The sequence below is a fragment of the Roseiflexus castenholzii DSM 13941 genome, from assembly GCF_000017805.1.
GTDB lineage: Bacteria > Chloroflexota > Chloroflexia > Chloroflexales > Roseiflexaceae > Roseiflexus > Roseiflexus castenholzii.
In genome coordinates this window covers 4,457,022-4,478,435 of record NC_009767.1, presented here as the reverse complement: position 1 = coordinate 4,478,435, position 21,414 = coordinate 4,457,022, and the positions used below count along the sequence as shown (strand labels likewise).

General features: G+C 60.1%; 13 protein-coding genes. 8 read left to right on the top strand and 5 right to left on the bottom strand.

The window, feature by feature from the left end; translation table 11 throughout:
• Positions 1 to 311: 311 nt before the first annotated feature.
• A complete protein-coding gene (locus RCAS_RS17715) occupies positions 312 to 3,206 on the top strand; it encodes an N-acetylmuramoyl-L-alanine amidase (protein ID WP_012121906.1) in 2,895 nt (964 codons plus the stop codon).
• A gap of 220 nt (positions 3,207 to 3,426) precedes the next feature.
• Entirely contained in the window at positions 3,427 to 4,440 is a 1,014-nt protein-coding gene (rfbB, locus tag RCAS_RS17710; protein ID WP_012121905.1) for a dTDP-glucose 4,6-dehydratase, read from the top strand.
• Between the two features lie 354 nt (positions 4,441 to 4,794).
• On the opposite strand, the gene RCAS_RS17705 is transcribed toward rfbB, so the two are convergent.
• From RCAS_RS17705 to RCAS_RS17695, 3 genes are all read right to left on the bottom strand, one after another.
• Positions 4,795 to 6,867, bottom strand: a complete 2,073-nt coding sequence (locus RCAS_RS17705; protein ID WP_012121904.1) for a cytochrome D1 domain-containing protein — start codon at positions 6,865 to 6,867, stop codon at positions 4,795 to 4,797.
• Between the two features lie 123 nt (positions 6,868 to 6,990).
• Positions 6,991 to 9,654: an FAD-binding oxidoreductase gene (locus RCAS_RS17700; protein ID WP_012121903.1), complete on the bottom strand. Its 2,664-nt coding sequence runs from the start codon at positions 9,652 to 9,654 to the stop codon at positions 6,991 to 6,993.
• Positions 9,655 to 10,029: 375 nt separating this feature from the next.
• The gene (locus RCAS_RS17695; protein WP_012121902.1) at positions 10,030 to 10,458 is read right to left on the bottom strand and encodes an FKBP-type peptidyl-prolyl cis-trans isomerase; all 429 of its coding nucleotides are present in this window, start codon (positions 10,456 to 10,458) and stop codon (positions 10,030 to 10,032) included.
• Between the two features lie 888 nt (positions 10,459 to 11,346).
• Between RCAS_RS17695 and RCAS_RS17690 the strand changes: the two genes are divergently transcribed.
• The gene (locus tag RCAS_RS17690; RefSeq protein WP_012121901.1) at positions 11,347 to 12,018 is read left to right on the top strand and encodes a Crp/Fnr family transcriptional regulator; all 672 of its coding nucleotides are present in this window, start codon (positions 11,347 to 11,349) and stop codon (positions 12,016 to 12,018) included.
• Positions 12,019 to 12,024: 6 nt separating this feature from the next.
• Here the strand turns inward: RCAS_RS17690 and RCAS_RS17685 are convergent, their stop codons facing one another.
• Together RCAS_RS17685 and RCAS_RS17680 are read right to left on the bottom strand one after the other, a co-directional pair.
• A complete protein-coding gene (locus tag RCAS_RS17685; protein WP_012121900.1) occupies positions 12,025 to 12,444 on the bottom strand; it encodes a cytochrome c maturation protein CcmE domain-containing protein in 420 nt (139 codons plus the stop codon).
• Positions 12,441 to 12,668, bottom strand: coding sequence for an ATP-binding protein (locus RCAS_RS17680; protein WP_041331027.1), 228 nt, complete (start codon positions 12,666 to 12,668; stop codon positions 12,441 to 12,443). Before RCAS_RS17680 ends, RCAS_RS17685 begins: the two co-directional genes overlap by 4 nt.
• A 156-nt stretch (positions 12,669 to 12,824) precedes the next feature.
• On the opposite strand from RCAS_RS17680, the gene rarD reads away from it, so the two are divergent.
• The 5 genes from rarD to RCAS_RS17655 all read left to right on the top strand — a co-directional run bounded on the left by rarD (position 12,825) and on the right by RCAS_RS17655 (position 21,392).
• On the top strand, positions 12,825 to 13,751 hold the full coding sequence (gene rarD, locus RCAS_RS17675; RefSeq protein WP_012121898.1) for an EamA family transporter RarD: 927 nt from the start codon (positions 12,825 to 12,827) through the stop codon (positions 13,749 to 13,751).
• 161 nt (positions 13,752 to 13,912) lie between these two features.
• Complete coding sequence (locus RCAS_RS17670) at positions 13,913 to 16,210, top strand: GAF domain-containing protein (RefSeq protein ID WP_012121897.1); 2,298 nt, start codon at positions 13,913 to 13,915, stop codon at positions 16,208 to 16,210.
• Positions 16,211 to 16,267: 57 nt separating this feature from the next.
• Positions 16,268 to 17,656 carry a zinc ribbon domain-containing protein gene (locus tag RCAS_RS17665; protein WP_012121896.1) on the top strand — a complete coding sequence of 463 codons (1,389 nt, stop codon included), beginning with the start codon at positions 16,268 to 16,270 and terminating at the stop codon, positions 17,654 to 17,656.
• Positions 17,657 to 17,687: 31 nt separating this feature from the next.
• Complete coding sequence (locus RCAS_RS17660; protein WP_012121895.1) at positions 17,688 to 19,100, top strand: UDP-glucose dehydrogenase family protein; 1,413 nt, start codon at positions 17,688 to 17,690, stop codon at positions 19,098 to 19,100.
• A gap of 132 nt (positions 19,101 to 19,232) precedes the next feature.
• Complete coding sequence (locus RCAS_RS17655) at positions 19,233 to 21,392, top strand: sensor histidine kinase (protein WP_012121894.1); 2,160 nt, start codon at positions 19,233 to 19,235, stop codon at positions 21,390 to 21,392.
• Positions 21,393 to 21,414 lie beyond the last annotated feature (22 nt).

Below are 21,414 nucleotides of genomic sequence, written 5' to 3'. Positions count from 1 at the left end.
CTCAACCCCCGTTGGCTGAGCCTGTCGAAGCCGGCGCCGATCTTGAGATTGCCCAATATCTGCTTCCTGATCAGATTGTTCCGACACGGCTGCGCCGTGCCATGACTACGGGCGCGCAGCTTTCCTGATCGACGCTTACAGTTTTATTACAGCCCGACCGTTTTGTCTGCCGCATCAGGACGCTGTATCTCAACACTCGTCCTTGAAGCGGTCAGATGGTTGTCAGGCGTCTATCAGCGTAATATCAGCAATTCCATTGTGCTGTGTTCTACGATGGAACTGAGAATACTCCTGGAGAGGGGGCGGTTCGTATGCGCATCTGGAAGATCACACCACGACGTCTCATCGCCGGCGCAACGCTGTTGCTTGCGACCATCGCGCTTATTCTCCCGTCGTACTCGTCGGATGCTCAGGAACAGGCGGGTGATTTGCTGCCGGAGCGAACCGTTGCACCACCCGCAGGCGACGCGATGCTGGCGTCAATCACTGCCGCCGGGGAATACTTCACGTCGCCGGTGCAGACGACGCGCCTGTTCAGTCATCTGGTGCTGCGGTATGGAGCACAGGTTCCTGCGGGCGCAACATTGAGTCTGTTTGTGCGCGTATCCGCCGATGGCGCTGCCTGGACCAACTGGACTGAAGTTGTTGGCGGCGATGATATGCGTCGCCCCGAAGATGCTCCCGATGTCGTGTGGAGCGACATCATCGACGCCGGCGCATTGATGCGCTTCTGGCAGGCGCGGGTGGTTATGGCGCCGGCGCCGGATGGCGCACTTCCGTCTGTTGGCGCCATCGAAGCGCACACCGTTGATGCACTGACCGGTCCCGACGCACCGCCTGCTGCCGACTTCGTCCATCCGCAGTACCTTGGTCCGGCAAAGCCGCCGGTAGTATCGCGCACTTCCTGGGGATCGCCGGATGGTCAGGGAAGCCGCGCCAGACCCGCATACTACCCGGTGAACCATATCATCGTCCACCACACTGCCGACGGCAACACCCTGACGCCGGGGCAACCGAATTGGGCAGCGCGTGTGCGCGCGATCTGGTCGTATCACACGATAACGCGCCAGTGGGGTGACATTGGCTACAACTACCTGATCGACCCCAACGGCGTGATCTATGAAGGTCGTGCGGGCGGCGACGATGCGGTCGGGTTTCACGATACCGCCAACTACGGTTCGATGGGGATTGCGCTGATCGGAACCTACTCCGGCGTGGCGCCAACTCCCGCCGCGCAAGAAGCGCTGGTGCGCCTGATCGCCTGGAAAGCGGCGCAGAAGGATATTGATCCGCTGGGGCGCTCGTACTACTACGGATGTTCTCGCTCGAGCCGCTGTTTGCCGTTCAATCCTGGCGCGATTGTGCCAAATATCGCCGGTCATCGCCAGGTGACTCCGGGGCACACCACGTGTCCGGGTGATGCGACGATGGCAATCCTGCCCGATCTGCGCAACCGGGTGCTGGCGTTGATGCGCGGCAGTGGCGGAACCCACGACAATGGCGATCTGGTCATCGATGAGCGTGAGAGCAGCTTCAGCCGAAGCGCCGCCAACTGGTACAGCGCACCATGCGGCGCCGGCGACCACGCATTCTACACCTTTGCCACCAACAACCCGGCGGAGAGTGCAAACCGCGGCGTCTGGCGCCCGAACCTGCCGCACCGTGGCGCGTATCGTGTGCTGGCGCACATCCCGCGCAACTGCGGGGTAGGTCTACTGACGAGCAATGCCCGATACGTGGTGCATAGCGCGGCGGGCAGCATCGTCGTTCCCATCAACCAGGATAATCTCGAGGGATGGGTCGATCTTGGCGTCTACACTTTCGATGCAGGGAACAATGGCGGCGTTGAACTCGACGATCTGACCGGCGAGGCGCTCGCTGCCCGGCGTGTCATTCTGTTCGATGCGATCAAATGGGTTCCTGAGAATCCGCAGGCGTCCGCACAGATCATCGCGGTGCGCTTTGAACGCGACACGCTCGCGGCGGGCGATCTGGTTCGCGTGGATGTAACGGTGCGCAACACCGGATCAACGACGATCATAGGGCAGGACCCGCGAGTTGATCTGACTGCCGGCGGCGGCATGAACGATCCCGCCAATGCCTACGTTTACGAGCAGCACGAGTGTTTTGCGGGCAGTCCGACCGGTGCATTCCCGGCATTTCCGAAAGAAGCCGGCAGGATGCGCGTCACACTTGGGATGTCTGGCTGGGGTGCGCTGTACGGCAACGGATGCGCCGGTCCGACCTCTGATCATCCGTGGCGCTGGGGACTCAACCATGAACTGGCGCCCGGTGAAGAGCAAACCATTGTCGGCTATGTGCGCTTCCACACCCCTGGAACATACACGCTACGCGCCGGACTGATCCACGAATATGTTCGCTATCTGGCGCAGGATGCTAGCGTGACGACTATCACCATCACCGATGAGCGCACCCCGCCCGATGCCGCAACATTCGATGAATGGCTGCGTCCTACAGCGCGCGTGTATCGCCTCGGTTCTGCGCCCGATAGTCTTCTGGCGCGCGCCGGTGATGCACAGGCGCTGCCGTTGGGCGAGGAAGTCGGCAGTTTTTCCTGGCAGGGGGAACTGCTCGATTGGGGCGACGGCGGACCACTGGGGTTGACCGATCACTTTGCCGTCGTTCAGACGCGCACCTTTTACGCGCCGGTCAGTGGTGAATACACTTTCCGCACGATCAGCGACGACGGATCGTGGTTGCTGGTCAATGGGCGCACCGTCGTGGCGAACGGCGGTCTCCATGACCGATCCGAAGCGACCGGAACCATCTATCTCGATTCCGGGCTGCATGCGCTGTCGGCTATCTTCTTTGAACGGCGCGGCATGGCGGCAGCGGGTTATGACGTGCGGCTACCAGGTTCGTCGGTGTTCCAGCCAATCCCCGACGGATTGAGCGACGTGCCACGTTTTGGTGGCACATTTGCTGAACCGACAACAATCGCGCTCACGGCGGACGACCGGGGCGGCAGCGGCGTTTCGGCGCTCCGCTGGAGCGTAAACGGAGCGCCATGGCAGACAACCGCAGGACCCATTGCGCGCATTGATTTTTCGGCGAATGGGACATATCGTGTGCGCTATCAGGCGGTCGATGTGGTGGGCAATGAGGGTCCCGTCCGCGAACTGACGGCGCGGGTCGATACGAATCTGACGATCCATCGTGTGGCATTGCCGGTGATGGTGCGGTAACAATGTGCCCGCAGGACGCGCCAGAGACGCGCGTCTCCGTGGAGGGCGTTTTCGGGGGTGCGCGTTTCGGGAGCGTCTCCGTGGGGCGCGTTTCTGGGAGGGATGTCAGAGACGCGCCCCTCCTGCCGTCTGCCGTCGACGCCGGTTTTCATCACATTGACACATGGCGATGCTATGGTAGACTCCAGCAGACGCACAACATACGGTTCAGGAGCACACAATGCGGAACATCCTGGTCACCGGCGGCGCCGGTTTTATCGGCAGCAACTTCGTCGAATTACTGCTGAACACATATCCCGACTACCGGATCGTCGTCTATGATAAATTGACCTATGCGGGACGGTTGGAGAACCTGGCGCGCTTTCAGGACAATCCACACTTTGCGTTTGTGCGCGGCGACATCTGCGATCCCGTCGCAGTGCGCGAGACGATCCGCATATACGACATCGATACCCTGGTCAACTTTGCCGCCGAGACGCATGTTGATCGTTCGATAATGGACCCCGACGCCTTTATTCGCACTGATGTCTACGGGACCTATGTGCTGCTCGAAGCAGTGAAAGAAATGAAACTCGAGCGCGCTCTGTTTGTCAGCACCGATGAAGTCTACGGACACATCGAACCGGGGCATTCCTCGTCGGAAGACGATCCACTCAAGCCACGTTCTCCCTATGCGGCATCGAAGGCTGGCGGCGAACATCTGGTGTACGCCTACTATATCACCTATGGGCTGCCGGTGCTGATCACTCGCGGCACGAACAATATCGGTCCCTACCAGTATCCCGAAAAAGCCGTGCCGCTCTTCATCACGAACGCGATTGACGATATTCCACTGCCGCTCTACGGCGACGGACGGCAAATGCGCGACTACCAGTATGTGATGGATCACTGCGAGGGGATTGATGTCGTGTTACACCGTGGCGCCATTGGCGAAGCGTACAACATCGGCTCAGGCGTCGAAACCGAAAATATTGTCATGGCAAAGGCGATCCTTGATCTGCTGGGCAAACCCTACTCGCTGATCCAGCCGGTGGCGGACCGACCGGGGCACGACCGACGCTACTCGGTCCGTACCGACAAAATCAAGGCGTTGGGATGGCGCTCACGCCATACCTTTGCGCACGCAATCGAAAAAACCGTGCGCTGGTACGTCGAAAACCAGGATTGGTGGCGTCCGATCAAGTCGGGCGAGTTCAAGGAGTACTATCGCAAACAGTACCTGGAGCGAACGTAAGAGCGGTCCTCAGACCCACCCGTTCAGACGTTGGGACGGCGAAGGCGATGCCTTCGCCGTCCCAATGCTCTCGTAGAGCGATCAACCCGATGTTGCACAAGAATTCCCCGTGTTGACACTCTCCTGTGGCGGACGTTGGCTGTGCCGGTCGGAGCCAACGTTCACTGCTCCGCGTCCTGCATGGTCCTCGTCGCAGATGGCGTCTTCACCATCTGCCATATCGTTCGCAGCCAATGTCTGCCGCTCCGTATCCTGGATGGTTCAGGTTTTGGGTCATTGCTCTACACGAATCGCATGACAATGATGCCGTCATCGCCGCCTGCGGCGGCATGCCTGCACACCCGTAGCGCCCCATCAGTAAATATCATGCACCGTGTTGTACACGTTGAACTTACCGGTTGGCGTCACAAGGTTGGGAATGCGCGCCTTTTCGGTCAGCGTGGCGTCATCGTAGACCACGATTTCGCCCGTTTCGCCCGGTTTGCTCGCATCGCCCCAGATACTTACCCACACCTCCGTGCCGGCTGCGTTGTACTCGAAGTGGACAGCGCGCCCATAGGAACTGGCTTCCCAGCACGTATGCGGCTCTGCCGGATTCTCCTTCGCAATGACGCAGATCGTCCGCGCCAGCGCCGGATCGGAGTTGAGCGTCATATCTACCCAAATCCACTTACTGTTTGGGTGCGTCTTGATGAACAGGCTCCCTGCTCCGGGCAACGGTGTGACACGCACCGCTTTCCAGGCAACGTTGGGATGTCCTTCGGGATCTGTGCCGATTGAAACAATCGCCGGATCGCCAAGGTGCCCTGAACTCCAGACCGGACCAAACTCAGGATCGACCCAGTTGGCGCCGCGACCGGGGTGCGGAATTTTCGGCGTGTCCACCAGCGCAACCATCCGACCCTCCTGTGCATCGACGACCGCAACCTTGTTCGACTGATTGGCTGCCACCAGGAAGTAGCGATGGGTGGCATCCCAGCCGCCGTCATGGAGGAAGCGCGCCGCCGGCAGCATCTTAATCTGCGGCGCCCGCGGATTGGCGTAATTCACCAGCCAGATCTGCCCGATTTCCTTGACGTTGATGATCCATTCCGGTTTGAAATCAGAAGCGACGATACTGGCGACACGTGGTTCTGGATGGTACTCCATCGTATCGACGGTGTAGCCGCGGGTGCTGACGATATGGATTGGTTCCAGTGTCTGTCCATCGAGAATGACGAAGTGCGGAGGCCAGTAACAGCCAACCACTGCCAGTTTATCGGTGAAATCGCCCTCTGGACCATTGTACTTGCTGACCTCGACCGAACGCGCGTCGTAGCAGACCTGAACTTCAGCGACTTTTGCGGGTGTTTCCGTCCACAGATCGATCATCGCCAGTTTCCCGTCGCGCCCGATGACATAGGCGTAGCGCCCGGTTGCCGACATGCGGGTAATGTGAACCGCGTAGCCGCTGTCCACTTTGCTGACCACCTCATACGTATCGCCGTCGATCACCGCCACTTGGCCGGCGTCACGCAGCGTCACAACGAAATAGTTCTGCCAGTTGCGCTTCGTCTGTGGCGCAGTTGGTCGTTGATCCGGCGCGACGTACATCTTCCACGATGCTTTCATGCGTTCCATTGGCAATTCGGGCGGCGCTGGCGGCTCGCGCTGCAAGAAACGCGCCAGCACTTCGATCTGCTCCTTCGTGAAAAAGCCCTGCTTGCCCCAATCGGGCATCCCGCGCGATGTACCATTGTAGATAATCGTTGACAACCCGACGGTGCCAAGCGGAATGGTCCGGTCGGGAGTGAGCGCCGGACCGGTTGCGCCTTTGCGCAGTGTGCCATGGCATCCGGCGCAGCGCTCGAAGTAGACGAGTTTCGCCCAGGCGAACTCGTCGTCGCTCAGGGTCGGCGCGGCTTCCGATGGTGCAGCGGTTGGCGCTTCGGTGACGACTGCCTCCGCTGCGCCGGGTGGCGCTTGCAGGTAGGCGATGACTGCCGCTAGTTCTTCTTCGGACAATCCCTGCCCCAGCGATGGCGGCATGACCCCCTTCTGGCATGGGCTGCCGTTGCAATCGGGGGCGACGAATACATCCGGTTCGAGAATGGCTTCGCGGAGGTACGCTTCAACCGTCGTCGCGTTGCCGGTGTAGGTGCTGCTCTGCATTGTCTGAGCGGCAACCTGTGCGACATTGGTGAGATCCGGTCCGATAGTTCCTCTGGCATTGGGGACGCCAGGGATGACGTGGCACGCGCCGCAGCCTCCCTTCTGAAATGCCGCCAGCGCACAATCGACTGGCGGTGCAGTCGTGGCCACCACCGGTGCCGCCTGTGGGATTGGCGTGGGCGCCGTCGCCGGCGACACCTCCGCCTGGCGCGCACACGCAACCAGCACGACCAGTCCCAGCATGGCGCCAAAGACGATGTGTTTCCATGGGCGCATAGACAGCCTCCTTGCTGAGTGGGCAACGATGACTCTGCCCGTCCACACACGCACAAGGAGTATACGCCGCAGGAACCGATCAGGTCTGTGACTTTTCTCACAATCCCTGTATCTGTGGAATGTTCAGACGATAAACGCTCCAGGATTGAGCAAACCGTCGGCGCCCCAGCGCCGACGCATTTCGCGCATCCGGTCGAGGGCATCGGGTGTGTATCCCCACGGGTCGAGGCGCGCGCGCGCCGGCGCCGCCAGCACGACGGCGTAACCATTGAGCGTTCGCGCGGCAGTGCGCAGGCGATCCAGGATGCGGTGCGCATCGTCTGGGTGCGGCGCCGGCGCCCGCACATAGACCTGCCCCGCTGCCAGATCCGTCAGGTACGACTCTCTGCCACCAAAACCGGCGCGTTGCATGAAGCCCCTGATGTCTTTCGGCGCAATGCCAATCCGAATCAGCAGATCGTCCGGCTGCGCTGCGCTGAGAAAGGCGCCCCACAGATCGCTGCCGGAACTGTCGATCTGAAGCGCCGAAATATCGGCGCTGCGCAGCACGGTGCGCACAGCGGCAATCTCCGCTCGCACATCCTCTGCCAGCCCTTCGGCAGTGTAGACGAGGAGCGTCGTCGGACGGCGATCCAGCGCAACCGGCAATGGTGGCAGCCAACCGCCGCCATCGGCGATTTCGAGCGCCAGCGCCGCTGATGCAATCAGGGACTGCTGCGTCAGCGTTGCGCCAACGTCGAGCGCCTGCGCAATGCGTCGCGGCATAGCGATCACCGTCGCGCGCGCGCGCGGCAGCGGCGCAAGTTTCAACGTCACTTCACAGAGCAACCCCAGCGTTCCATACGCACCCACCTGCACTTTGTGCAGATCATACCCTGCCACATTCTTCACCACTGGCCGCCCAATGCGCGCCACGCGCCCATCGGGAAGGGCGATGGTCGCTGCCAGCAGCACGTCGCGGACACTCCCATAGCGCATGCGGAGCGGCGCATTTGCGTTCGCGGCAATGATGCCGCCGATGGTTGCCGCCTGCCAGGGTGATGCCAGCGGCGCCCACATCCCGTGACCCTGCAACAGCGCCTGGAGATCTGCCAGGCGCGTTCCGGCGCCGACGGTCACATACAAGTCTTCCACGGCAAGATCGCAAATGCCGGACAGATCTTCGGTGGACAGCATCACATCGGCGGGCGGCAACAGTGCTGACTTCGTTCCACCTCCTCGAATGCGCACACTCTTCCCGCCCCCGATAAACGCGCGCAATGTGTCCGCCGCTTCTTCTGGGCTCGTCGGCGTTGCAATCGGGAGTCCAGCAGACGACATGGTCGTTGTTTCCGCCTGGAGTGTCACCGGCGCGGCGCCTGGTGGACGCCCATGGTGCGCCGGAGCGACAATCTCGTCACGCGGCGGCAGAACCTTGCCGGTATTCATGATCTCCACCGGATCGAACATCTCCTTCACGTCCCACATCAACGAGAGTTCGGTGGGCCCGTACATGAGCGACATAAATGCGCGTTTCTCGATACCAACGCCGTGCTCGCCGGTGATGCTCCCGCCGGCAGCGACGCATGCCGCCAGGATTTTGCGCCCGGTTTCGAGAACGCGCGCAATCAACGTCCGATCCGACGGGTCATCGATCAGGACAAGGGGATGCAGATTGCCGTCGCCAGCGTGGAATACGTGACCGGTGCGGAATCCGTCGGCTTCGATGATCTGATTGATGGTCGCAAGGGTTTCTGCCAGTTTGCTGCGCGGTACCGTGCCATCAACCAGATAGTATGCTGGCGCCAGCCGCGCCATTGCTCCGGCTGCACTTTTGCGCGCGAACCAGATGCGGTCGCGTTCCGCCGCACTCTGCGCCACGCGCATCTCGCGCACACTGCACTCGCGGAGGATCGCCTCGATCTCGGCGATCTGCGGTCCGACGCTTTCAGGATACCCATCGACTTCGATGATGAGCACCGCGCCGGCGTCGAGCGGCAGCCCTGGATGGGCGTACTCTTCGACGATGCGCACAATGCTCGAATCCATCATTTCCATTGTTGCCGGTATCAGTCCGCGTGCAATGATGGTGGAGACTGCCTCACCGGCGCGTTCGACGCTATCGAAGGCTGCCAGCATGGTGCGCACAGCCGGCGGATCACGGAGCACCCGCAGATCAGCGCGTGTGATGATGCCAAGCGTGCCTTCGCTGCCGACAAAGAGCGCCGTCAGGTCGTATGCCGGAATATCGAATGCCCGTCCGCCGGTATGGATGATCCGCCCATCGCTTAGCACAACCTCTAGCCCTGTCACGTAGTTGCTCGTCACACCATACTTGAAGCAGTGCGGTCCACCCGCATTCGTGCCGATATTTCCGCCAATTGTCGCTGTGCGCTGACTCGAAGGGTCAGGAGGGAAGAACAGTCCATGTTTGCGCACCTGGTTATCGAAGAGCAGGTTGACCACTCCTGCCTCTACAACCGCGCTGCGTCCAATCAGGTCGAGTTCCAACACGCGATTCATCAGACCGAGTTGCACGACCACTCCGCCGATTTCGGGGACTGCACCGCCGGCCAGACCGGTGCCTGAACCGCGCGCAATCAAGGGCACGCGCTGTTCGGCTGCCCAGCGCACCAGTTCGACCACTTCATTAACCGAGCGTGGGAAGACGACCCCGTCGGGATGGCCGCGCTCAAAACTGCCATCGACTTCATAAGTAATGAGTTGCGCGGGATCAACAATAACCCGATCCGGTCCAAGACGCGCGGCAAGATCGGCGAGCAGCGCCTGAGTGTCAGCAGTGGTCATAGCATCCTCGCATCTGATGTTCGATTTCGCGGGTGTGTGTCTCAGTATATCATACGTGCGCGTATAGCGTAGATGAGGTGAAAGGCAAGCGGCGAAAGGCAAGAGGGGCGGGGATGCAGGAACGCCTCCCTTCAAGGCGAGCGGCGAAAGGCAGGAGGGGCGGGGATGCAGGAACGCCTCCCTTCAAGGCAAGCGGCGAAAGGCAAGAGGGCGGGGATGCAGGAACGCCCCCTGCGGGCGCCCGTGCGATAAGGGCGCCCGTAGTGAATGCCCCTGGTGGGCGCCCGTGCGATTTGGGCGCCCGTCCGAACGGCATGCGATCCGGCGTCTCACGGTGCATCAATGCCGGATGTGTCTCCGGTTGGGAGTAATCGTTTATTCAATTGCCACCAGTTCGATATCGAACGTCAATGTCGCGCCTGCCAGCGGATGATTGGCGTCGAAGGTCACATCGGACGGCGACACGTCGCGCACTGTGACGATGAACGTCTGTCCATCAGGACGACGCATCTGATACTGCTCGCCAACTGCCGGATCGATCTGCGGTGGAAGTTCGTCGCGGCTCAGCGAGAAGACCAATTCGTCATGGTACTCGCCATACGCCTGGTCTGGCGTCAGCACAGCGCGGCGTGTCTCCCCTTCCTCCATGCCCACGATTGCGTCCTCGAATCCCTGGATGACCTGCCCGCTGCCCAGCGTAAACACCAGCGGTTCACGACCGTGCGAACTGTCGAAGACGGTGCCATCTTCCAGTGTGCCGGTGTAGTGCACTGTCACGGTGTCGCCAGTTTGTGCCGTTGCCATGGTGTACTCCTGTTTCGTAGCGGCTCTACGATATCGCCGGGCATGGGATGCACGTGCACATCCGGGCCAGGAGATGGCGCACAGCCACATCTGTTGTTGCATGGGTACAGCATACCATGCGAATGGCAAGGGTGCAAAGCGTGGCGCGATGTTTTGCGCCTGTATCGTGTGCATCGCCTGCGACGGTTCACCGGCAACCTCGTCATTGTCCGTCTCGCATCTCGCACCTCTCTGGTGCGAAAGAAAAGAACGCAGCGCCTTGTCATTCCGAGCGCAGCGATGTTTTGCGCCTGTATCGTGTGCATCGCCTGCGACGGTTCACCGGCAACCTCGTCATTGTCCGTCTCGCATCTCGCACCTCTCTGGTGCGAAAGAAAAGAACGCAGCGCCTTGTCATTCCGAGCGCAGCGATGTTTTGCGCCTGTATCGTGTGCATCGCCTGCGACGGTTCACCGGCAACCTCGTCATTGTCCGTCTCGCATCTCGCACCTCTCTGGTGCGAAAGAAAAAAACGCAGCGCCTTGTCATTCCGAGCGCAGCGATGTTTTGCGCCTGTATCGTGTGCATCGCCTGCGACGGTTCACCGGCAACCTCGTCATTGTCCGTCTCGCATCTCGCACCTCTCTGGTGCGAAAGAAAAAAACGCAGCGCCTTGTCATTCCGAGCGCAGCGAGGAATCTCCTCATGACTTGAGTGTGTGAGAAGTATGGCGCCAATTGCGAAGCCATCACCGGAACAGACCTATTACCAGCGCGTCGCATGGACATCGTAGTACAATAATGATGAAATTATCGGACGAATAGGCTCGTTTTTCTACGACAGGCGCACTGTGGCAAAAGAGTGGCGGTGCGCCTCCTGGAGCGTCGTTCTGGAAAGCGAGATTCGTGCATGCCGCTCGAAATCGCAGACATACGTCGTGCCGGATTGTTCGCCGATCTGCCAGAACCAGACTGCGCAGCGCTGGCGTCGATTGCAGTGCGCGTGCGGCATACTGCCGGTGAGATGCTCTTTCTTGCCGGCGACCCATCACCCGGTCTCTACGTGCTCCTCAGCGGGCGAGTGCGCCTATCGCGTCTCTCGCCAGGGGGTCGCGAGCAGGTCATTCATATCGTCGAGCCCGGGCATCATTTCAATTCGGTGCCGGTGTTCGACGGCGGTCCGTGCCCGGTCAATGCAGCGGCTCAGACCGACATCATAGCGCTGTTGTTTCCAGGAGACCGTCTGCGCGCCCTCATTCTAGAGCATCCGGTGGTGGCGCTGCGTCTCCTTGCAGATAGTTGCGGGTATCTGCGACGATTGGTCGATCTGGTGGACGATCTGGCGCTGACCACGGTTCAGGGACGCCTGGCGCGCCTGTTGCTGACGCAGGCGGAAGCCGGTGAGCGCGGCGTTGTTCAGCCGCTCACCCAAAGCGAGATAGCGGCGCGTCTTGGCACTGTACGCGAGATGGTCGGACGCTCGCTGAAAACGTTCGAGGCCATGGGGTTGATCCGCATCGAGCGCGGCACGATCATCATTATCGACCGTGCTGCACTCGAACGCGAAAGCGAGCGTGGATGACCGTGCTCAACGCGACGCATCCTGCTCGTGATACTTCGACGGACACTTGACCAGCACCTGATCGGCGGCGAATACCTGCTGCTCCTCGTCGTAGCGACCAATCACCACAATGCTCGTCGCCAGTTCAAAATGCGACGGTTTCGGTTCTCGACTGACCACTGTGACTCGTCGACCGGTTTCGTCCTCGAGCACGAAGGAAAATCGTCCCTGCGCATCATACGTTCCTGTGCTGCCGAGAAAGCCGACGAGTTGCACGCTGCGTCCGCTGTCGATGGCTTCGTCGATACGCGCCGTGTAGGGGCGAAACGAGTTCCGCAGTCCGCCATAACTGAGAAACGCCGCCAGAACGATCAGAACAATCCCCGCCGCCTGCACCGGCGTGACCGGCAGGCGACGCTCTGGCGGAAGAACAGTGCGTCGCATCATATGCGCCTCCATCGCTGGCCGGTCTCGAAAACGACGATGAACGGGCGTCCGATCGCGCCGGTGGGGCATGCACGCTCGCACGCATCACAATAGGTGCAGTTGAATGGGCGGACGATGACGGCCCTGCATTCGATCAGTTCAACCGCCTGGGTTGGACAGTGCCGCACACACTGACCACAGCCAGTGCAGCGGTCGAGATTGATCACAGGAAGCGTCCAGTTCATCGTCGATACTCCTCGCTGCATACGTGCCGTGATCCTGTTGGCAGTGTACACTCGTCGGATCGCCCCGTCTGTGACTTTTCTCGCATACCGCATCGATGATAGATTGTGGTATGATAGCCGGGTTGTCGTTCGTGCGCTCTGGTGCGGGCGGTACCTGTGAATAAAGGCGTGCTTTACGCGGCGGGCGCCTATGCCTGCTGGGGACTGTTGCCCGTTTTTTGGAAGTTGTTGCAGCATCTCGATGCGCTCGAAATTGTCGCGCACCGGATCATCTGGGCATCGGCGTTCGCCGTGGTGCTGCTGACGGTCGGGCGGCGTTGGTCGCGGATCGGCGGCGTCTGGCGCAACCGGCGTGTGCTGGCGACCTTTCTAGTCACCGGTGTGTTGCTGACGGCAAACTGGTTTGTCTATATCTGGGGAGTGAATACCAATCACATAGTCGAAACGAGCCTGGGCTATTTTATCAACCCGCTGGTCAATGTACTGCTTGGCGCGCTGGTACTGCACGAACGCTTGCGTATCGGGCAGGGACTGGCAATGAGCGTGGCGCTGATCGGCGTGTTGTACCTGACGTTTCAGTATGGGACGTTTCCCTGGATTGCGCTCATTCTGGCAGGCACGTTCGCGCTCTATGGCTTGCTGCGTAAAACAGCATCGCTCGACTCGCTCGAAGGGTTCTCGCTCGAAACGGCGCTGCTCATTCCGCCGATGGTCGCGTTTCTGGCATACCGTGAACTGACCACACACACCACGTTTATCCACGGCGATCCACTGACCTGGCTCCTTCTGATCGCCGCCGGTCCGATCACCGCGATCCCGCTCCTGCTCTTCGCTGCTGGTGCGCGGCGCGTCTCGCTGGTGACGCTGGGGGTATTGCAGTATATCGCGCCCACATTGCAGTTCCTGATCGGCGTGGGTCTGTATGGCGAACCGCTGACATTGCCGCGTCTGATCGGGTTTGTGCTGATCTGGGCGGCGCTGGCGATCTATACATTCGATGGCATAATGCACTGGTGGACCATCACTGCGCCATCACCTGCGGCGCCAGAGGCGGCGGAGAGCATCGAACATGCGCTCAACTGAAATACATCGTTCGGTGAAGCGTATGCCGCCCGGATCCCAATGACCGCGCGGTTCGGCGGCGGAACTCCCAACGGCAACGCGCTCGCCTCTGCTCATGAACGGGCGTATCGCAGCAGTGACATGATATAATCCACTGGAATACGCTGCGTCGGAGGCGTGAGATGACGATTACGCAGCTGCCGCTCGTCGGCGATGTCCTGGAGCAACCGATCAATGAGGCGGAGCAACGCAGCGAGGTGCTGGCGAACCTGCTGGATGTTTCGACGTACCTCGTGTCGGTGCTGAATCCAAACGAATTGTTCACCGGATTGGTTCGGCGCGTAGTTGAGGTTGTTCCTGCTGTGCAGGCTGGTCTGCTCTGGATCTATGACCAACGCCAGACGACCCTGCACCTGGAGTCGTTCTATGGTCTCGATGTCGGTCCGGCGTATGAAGCGATCGGTCGTTTGCGCCTGCGCCCCGGTGAGGGGCTGGCAGGGGAAGCATTGCGACGTGGTGAGCCGCTCCTGATCGAGACCCGCTCGTCGTACCGCGATCTGGCGCGGCGGGTCAGCCCACGCAGCGAACCGGATGTGTGCGCCTTCCTTGAGTGTCTTCCCCGCGAATTAACGGCTGTCGTCCTGCCGCTGCGCATTGGTGCAGAGGTGATTGGCGTCCTGGAATTGATGAATCTTGGCAATCGACCGCAACTGCGTCGCACCGATCTTCAGGTGTTGCAGACGTTCAGCAACCTGGCAGCCGGCGCTATCAAGAACGCGCAACTCCACGCGCAAATGAAGGCGCATCAGCGTCGTTTGGAGGCGTTCGGTGCAATTGGGACGGTGATCAGTACCGCAGCCGATCTTGATGAATTGCTGCGCAACGTGCTCGATGTCGTGCTTGGCGTGGTGGATGCGTCAGTCGGCATCCTGCTGCTGCTCGATCCCGGTCGCGCAATGCTGCAACTCGGCGCATGGCGCAATATCCCGCATCAGTTTGTTGAACAGCATCGTGAAATTCACGTTGTCGGCGCGATGTGCGAGGAAGCGGTGCGCTACGGTCAACCGATCCGCCGTCCGTTGATCGCCGGGTCGGGCGAGGATACCTTGATCGACGACGGATTGGCGAGTTGCGCCTATATCCCCCTCCTGGCTGGCGGAACGGTGGTGGGTGTGATTGGCATCTATGGCGACCCTGCGCTGCCGGAACGCATCGATGTGCAGACGCTGATGATGATGAGCAACCTGATTGGCTTTGCAATCGCCAACGTGCGACTGTATCAGGAAAGCCATATCGAACGCCGGAAACTGACAGCCGTGATCAACAGTATTGTCGAGGGAGTGGTGCTGTGCGATCGTCTTGGGCGGTTGGTGCTCGCCAATCGCATGGCAATGGAACTCTTGTCGTCCGACACGTTTCCCTACCAGCAACCGATCAGTTCGATGGCGGATTTCTATGCCATTCGTGATCTCGACGGTCGCGCGTTGCCGATCGAGCGCCTGCCGCTGACGCGCGCCCTGGCGGGTGAGGTGTTTCACGATTATCGGGTGCTGTTGCGCGGCGCCAGCGGCGAAGATACGGTGATGAGTTTCAGTGGTGCGCCGGTCTACGGCGATATGAATACTATCGAGGGCGCCGTCGTCATCTTCCGTGATATCACTGAGCATCAGAAACTGGAGCGCGCCAAAGACGACTTTCTTGCGGTTGCGGCGCACGAATTGCGCAGCCCGCTGGCTGCCGTGCGCAGTTATGCCGATCTCCTCATCCGCCGCGAGCAGCGCCGCGACCGCGATAAGGACGCCCCCTCGGATTTGCGCGGTCTGACCATCCTTTCGCAGCAGGTCAGCCATATGCTGCGCCTGGTGGATAACCTGCTCGATATGTCGCGCCTCGATGCCGGTCTCTTCAGCCTGCAACTCCAGCGCGTCAATCTGGTTGCCCTGACTCACCAGGTGATCGATCAGTTGCGCCCGACAATTGGCGAACGCGACGTCACGTTGACGAGTGATGCGCCTGATCTGCTGGTGACGTGCGATCCGCTGCGCATCCGTCAGGTGCTGACGAATCTGCTGGTCAATGCTGCACGCTACAGTAGTCCCGCTTCCCCAATTGAAGTCACGGAGATCGTTATTCGATCCGAGGTGCTGGCAACACGGTATGCCCACCAACCACCGCCGACCTTGCGATCATGGTTGATCGACATTCAGCGTACATCGCAACCGTTGGCGCTGATTACCGTGCGCGATTATGGCATTGGTATGTCGGAAGAGACGATGCAGCGTCTGTTCCGGCGGTATGCACGCGGTCGTCAACGCGTGGGCGAAGGGCTTGGGCTGGGATTGTATCTCAGTTACGAACTGATTGGGCGTCATGGCGGAACGATCTGGGCGGAGAGTGTCGAAGGGCGCGGCAGCACCTTCTATGTGACATTTCCTCTAGAGGGTCCGCCTCTGTCGCATGGGTCTGTGCAGCAGGCGTAACTTCTCGATGGTCGGTACGTTCTCATATAGAGCGGACGCTTGTTCGCAAGGAGATGCATGATGATCCGCTGTCCGCAGTGTCAGGCTGAAATTGCCGAGGGAAAACGCTTTTGTCCTCAGTGTGGCGCGCGCCTTCCTGAGCCGCCGGCGCCGGTGGGTGAGGCGGGGCGCACCGTGGTACTGCCTCCCGCAGGCGATGCCGGAAAGACGATGGTGGCGCCGCCGGCGCCAGCGGAAGATATGGGACGTACCGTGTTGCTGTCGCCTGAGGAGGCTGCCGGGAAACCAGCCTCTCCTCCTTCAGCGCCGACCGGAGATGCCGGAAAGACGATAATGGTTCCGCCGGCGTCGTCGAGCGACACGGGGCGCACAGTGTTGCTGCCGCCGGAAGGCGACGCGGGGAAGTCGATGGCGGGTCCGCCGATGCCTCCTTCTGAAACGCCGTTGAGCAGCGCCGGGTTGCAGACGATACTGGCCGATCAATCCCAGAAGCCGCAGCCGCCTGCTGCGGGTGCTTTCCCGGCATCGACTCAACCGCCGTCGGGTGGTGGGTTTGGCTTGCCGCCTTCCCCGCCATCCGCGCCGCCGACATCATCTGCATTGGGGGGAGGCATTGGATTGCCGCCATCCACCCCGCCAACGGCAGGCAGCGGATTCGGGTTGCCCTCCTCTCCGCCCGCAGCCGGGAGTCCCGTCGCTCCGCCGCTGGCAACCACACCCGCGAAAAAGGGACCCAACTGGCTGCTGATCATTGGCATTATTCTCGGTGTCCTGGTGCTGGGGTGTCTCCTGGTACTCGGCGGTCTGTATGTGCTCGGTCGGCAGGCGGCTCAGTCGCTCGGCACCGCCATTTCCGGCACCGTTGTGAGTATTGACAATCCGCCAGGGACGACCGATTTTCCAAATGTGCTGCTGCGCGACTCGCTTGCGAGTGAGGCAGGCAGCCAGTTTACCGCCGAACGAACGGATGCCGGCGACTACCGCTTCGAAAATGGCGCCTATGTGATCGAAGCGTTCGATGCGGATCAGATCGTCTGGCAGGTCATCGACAGCGTGGTCGATGATGCGTCGTTTGAGATCGAGGCGACGATCAGCAAACCGCGCAGCGCGGCGATTGCGCTCCTTTTTCGGTATCAGGACAATCAGAACTTCTACATCCTGAGCGTTGATGGCAGAGGGCGCTACCGTGTCGCGCGCTATGTGAACGATAATTTCTCAATTCTGCGCGATTGGGAGACGTCGCCGGCAATCCAACCCGCCGGTTCGCCCAACCGGGTGAAGATCGAAATGGTTGGCGACTCGTTGACATTCTTCTGCAACGGTCAGCGTCTTGCCAATCTGCGTGATAGCGCCTTCCGCAGCGGCAACCTCGCATTTGGTACAGAAACCTTCGATGAGGGAGCGGGAGTCGTGCGTTTTACCAATCTGTTGGTGCGTGGTCGATAGCGCCAATGAATGATCGAGGAGTCTGGATGCTATGAAAATCATCGTTGTCGGCACCGGTTTCGTCGGTCTGACTCACGCAGCGGTCTGTTCGGAGTATGGCCACGAAGTCTATGCATACGATATTGATCACCGGCGTATCGAGGCGTATCGGTCGTGTCGCCAGGATGCAATTGAGCACTATGTGCATGAACCAGGGCTGACGAGCATTATCCTCGAAAACCATGGACGGTATCTGTTCTTCGTTGACGATGTCGAACCGGTAATCGAAGGCGCTGATGCGCTCTTCCTGTGTTTGCCGACGCCGCCCAAGCCGGATGGCTCATCGGACCTGAGTTACTACTTTGCGGCAGTGCGCCATCTGGCGGAACTACTGGCGCGCCGCCAGGATCAACGCCGCGTGGTGGTGATCAACAAAAGCACAGTGCCGATTGGCACAGCGCGGCAGCTGGAACGGGTGCTGCGTGACTACCACGTGCCCAACGTGGGGGTTGCCTCAAACCCTGAATTTCTCCCGGAGGGTGATGCGGTCGAGAAGTCGCGCCGTCCGGATCGCGTGGTGGTCGGCGCCGACTGTGAGGAAGATTTTCGTATCATCCGCCGGATTTACTCGCAATTCGTCAACCACGTGCGCATTCGCTACATCGAAACCACGCCAGAAACCGCAGAAGCCATCAAGTATGTGGCCAATACGCTGCTGTTGACCTACATCTCGTTCTGGAACGGCGTTGGTGCGCGTCTTGCCGAAACCTTCCCAAATATCATCATGGAAGATCTGAAGCGTGGCGTTACTGCCGACGCGCGCATTAGCACATGGGGGTCGTATGTGTCGAACGGCGCCGGCGGGTCGTGCTTCGGCAAGGATATTCAGTCACTCATCTATCAATTGAAGACGGCAGGTCAATCGGTCGATATTCTGCAATCGGTCTATGGCATCAACGAGTATCAGAAAACCTATCTGATTGATCGCGCGATCCGGGAAGCCGGGGTCAGTTTTAACAACAAAACGGTGGCGCTGCTGGGGCTGGCGTTCAAACAACGCACCAACGATATGCGTGACTCGTCGTCGCTCAAGGTGGTTGAGGCATTACTGGGCAGAGGTGTGCGCGCCATTCGCGCCTACGATCCAATGGCGCTGCGTGAAGCGCGCAAGTTCTTCGATCCAGAGAAGAACCATCTGTTCGAGCGCATTTCCTACCATACGTCGGTGCGCGAGGCGCTCGCCGGAACCGATATGCTCTTCATCTCCACCGATTGGGAAGAGTTTCGCGGTCTGTCGCGCACCATCGAAGAGACGGTCGCGCCGCCCTATCTGGTCATCGATGGTCGTCGAATGATTCCCGATTATACGGAATTGGTTGCGGCTGGCTACGGGTACCTTGCCGTTGGTTCGCCGTACATGCCACCCGGCGATGTTCCGCCGAACCGCGTTGGACGACGGGGCTGAACGATCTTTTGTCATCATTCTGTAGCCATAGGGGAGTTCGGATTGTGCGCTTGAATACGATATAATAGGCTGGGAACCGTTTCTTAAGAAAATGTCAATGATCTGGTGGTCTGATCCGAACATGATGTGCCAATGAGACCGCAGACTCCAACAAGTGCAACCCGTGAGGACGTTGAGCAATCCTCTGTCCTCGATCCGCGTTTGGATGGTCTAATGCGCATCGCACAGGCGGCTGAGACTGCGGCGACGCTGGAGCAGTTGCTGTACCGTTCGCTGATTGAACTGAACCGCTTGTTCCAGTCGGATCGCGCATTTGTGTTGTTGGTGGATGCTTCCGGTCGGATGACGCTTGCGTGTGAACATCCATCGCCGGGTGACGCGCCTGCCCTGACGCTCGATAGTCTGGCAGGCGCGATTGATGTCATACGGATGCGGCGTCCGGTTGTCATCGAGACGGAAAAGGCGCGGGAAGGGTGGGATATTGCACTGCTCCGGGCGCGCGGCGTGCAGACGATGATCGTCACCCCGCTTATTGCGTGTGATGAAGCCCTTGGGGTTCTGGCGGTGTGCAGCGCCAACGCTGCGCGGGTGTTCGGGTCGGAGGAGGTGGCGTTCATCAGAACGCTGAGCGGCCAGATGGCGCTGGCGATCGCATCGTTTCGCAGCCGTGACGCTGCCGAGCGGCGCACCCAAGAACTCAAAACGCTCAACGAGATTGCGGCGACGGTCACCTCAACCCTGGATACGCACGAAGTATACCGCCTGGTGGTTCAGCAACTCAGTGATTACTTTCACGTCGAAGCCGGTTCGCTGTTGCTCCTTGATGAGTCAACCGGCGATCTTGAGTTTGTTATGACCATCGAAGGCGGCGAGGAGAAGCTGGCCGGCATCCGGGTGCCGGCTGGACAGGGCGTCGTCGGGCATGTAGTGCGCACCGGTCGGTGGGAAATCGTGCACGATGTCACCCGCGATCCGCGATTTTATTCCAAAATCAGCGAAACGACCGGTTTCCCGACGCGCTCGATCCTCTGTGTGCCGATGATTGCCAGGGGGCGTGTGATCGGGGCGATTGAACTGCTCAACAAAATCGGCGGTGATTTCGATGAGGAGGAAGCACAGCGATTGATGCGCATGGCCGCATTTATTGCGGTTGCTATCGAAAATGCGCGCCTCTTCCAGCAGATCGCTGCCGGACGCGATCGCATGGCATCCATTCTGAACTCAACAGCCGATGGCATTCTGATGGCGGATATGCGGGGTGACATTCAGCTTGCCAATCCGCTGGCAGCGCGGATATGCGCATGTACAGAAGAGGCCTTGATCGGACGACGGATCGATGATGTGGTGACTGAGTTGCAGGCACGCGCTCACGAAGTCTCGGCGCCTGCGTGGGGTCAGGATGCGTCGGCGCCGGTGCAGATCAGGGATCTGGCGCTGACCGATGGAATGCACCGCTATGTGCGCCTGTTGCGGCTCCCCGTCTATGATGCGCACAATGAACCCCACGGCGAGTTGCTCATCCTGCGTGACATTACCCAGGAACGCGAACTGGAGCAGTTGCGCGAAGATTACACCAGCATGCTGGTGCACGACCTGCGCGCGCCGTTGACATCGATCATGAACGGCATCATGATGCTCCAGCGCGGTATCGTTGGTCCGGTGAACGAGCAACAGCAGGAGTTGCTGAAGATTGCGTATCAGGGCAGCCAGACGATGCTGCACCTGATCAACACCCTGCTCGACATCTCAAAGTTGGAGCAGGGTCAGATGACGCTCGATCTCAAGCCACTGCCCATTTTCAGTGTGATCGATCAGGCAATTGAACGCCTTCACAACCTGGCGAGCAGTCGCCATGTCACTATTGAGCAGCGCCTGGCGCCGTACCTTCCGCCGGTTGAGATCGATGGCGAAAAGATCGTTCGGGTACTCCAGAATCTGCTGGATAATGCAATCAAGTTCTCGCCGCCGCAGAGTGTGGTGACGATTGGGGCGTTTCTGGCCGGCAGCACGTCTCCCCTTCCAGAAGATGCTCCTGTGCATCTTTCGATTGAGGGTGAGGATTATCTGGTAGTATGGGTGCAGGATCGCGGTCCGGGCATACCGCCAGCCTATTTTCAACGCATCTTCGAGAAGTTTGGTCAGGTGCGCGGGCGAAAGGTGCGCGGGACCGGTCTGGGGTTGACGTTCTGCCGCCTGGCTGTCGAGGCGCACGGCGGGCGTATCTGGGTCGAAAGCGTCGAGGGGTCGGGGAGCGTCTTTGCGTTTACCCTGCCGGTGAGACGTGATAGTTGATTATGGCGTGTGGTGGAAGTGT

What these genes read in the sequence shown, in the direction of transcription:
- RCAS_RS17715 (WP_012121906.1), top strand. Translation starts at nt 312, where the DNA reads ATGCGCATCTGGAAGATCACACCACGACGTCTCATCGCCGGCGCAACG.
- rfbB (WP_012121905.1), top strand. Translation starts at nt 3,427, where the DNA reads ATGCGGAACATCCTGGTCACCGGCGGCGCCGGTTTTATCGGCAGCAAC.
- RCAS_RS17705 (WP_012121904.1), bottom strand. Translation starts at nt 6,867, where the DNA reads ATGCGCCCATGGAAACACATCGTCTTTGGCGCCATGCTGGGACTGGTC.
- RCAS_RS17700 (WP_012121903.1), bottom strand. Translation starts at nt 9,654, where the DNA reads ATGACCACTGCTGACACTCAGGCGCTGCTCGCCGATCTTGCCGCGCGT.
- RCAS_RS17695 (WP_012121902.1), bottom strand. Translation starts at nt 10,458, where the DNA reads ATGGCAACGGCACAAACTGGCGACACCGTGACAGTGCACTACACCGGC.
- RCAS_RS17690 (WP_012121901.1), top strand. Translation starts at nt 11,347, where the DNA reads ATGCCGCTCGAAATCGCAGACATACGTCGTGCCGGATTGTTCGCCGAT.
- RCAS_RS17685 (WP_012121900.1), bottom strand. Translation starts at nt 12,444, where the DNA reads ATGATGCGACGCACTGTTCTTCCGCCAGAGCGTCGCCTGCCGGTCACG.
- RCAS_RS17680 (WP_041331027.1), bottom strand. Translation starts at nt 12,668, where the DNA reads ATGAACTGGACGCTTCCTGTGATCAATCTCGACCGCTGCACTGGCTGT.
- RCAS_RS17670 (WP_012121897.1), top strand. Translation starts at nt 13,913, where the DNA reads ATGACGATTACGCAGCTGCCGCTCGTCGGCGATGTCCTGGAGCAACCG.
- RCAS_RS17665 (WP_012121896.1), top strand. Translation starts at nt 16,268, where the DNA reads ATGATGATCCGCTGTCCGCAGTGTCAGGCTGAAATTGCCGAGGGAAAA.
- RCAS_RS17660 (WP_012121895.1), top strand. Translation starts at nt 17,688, where the DNA reads ATGAAAATCATCGTTGTCGGCACCGGTTTCGTCGGTCTGACTCACGCA.
- RCAS_RS17655 (WP_012121894.1), top strand. Translation starts at nt 19,233, where the DNA reads ATGAGACCGCAGACTCCAACAAGTGCAACCCGTGAGGACGTTGAGCAA.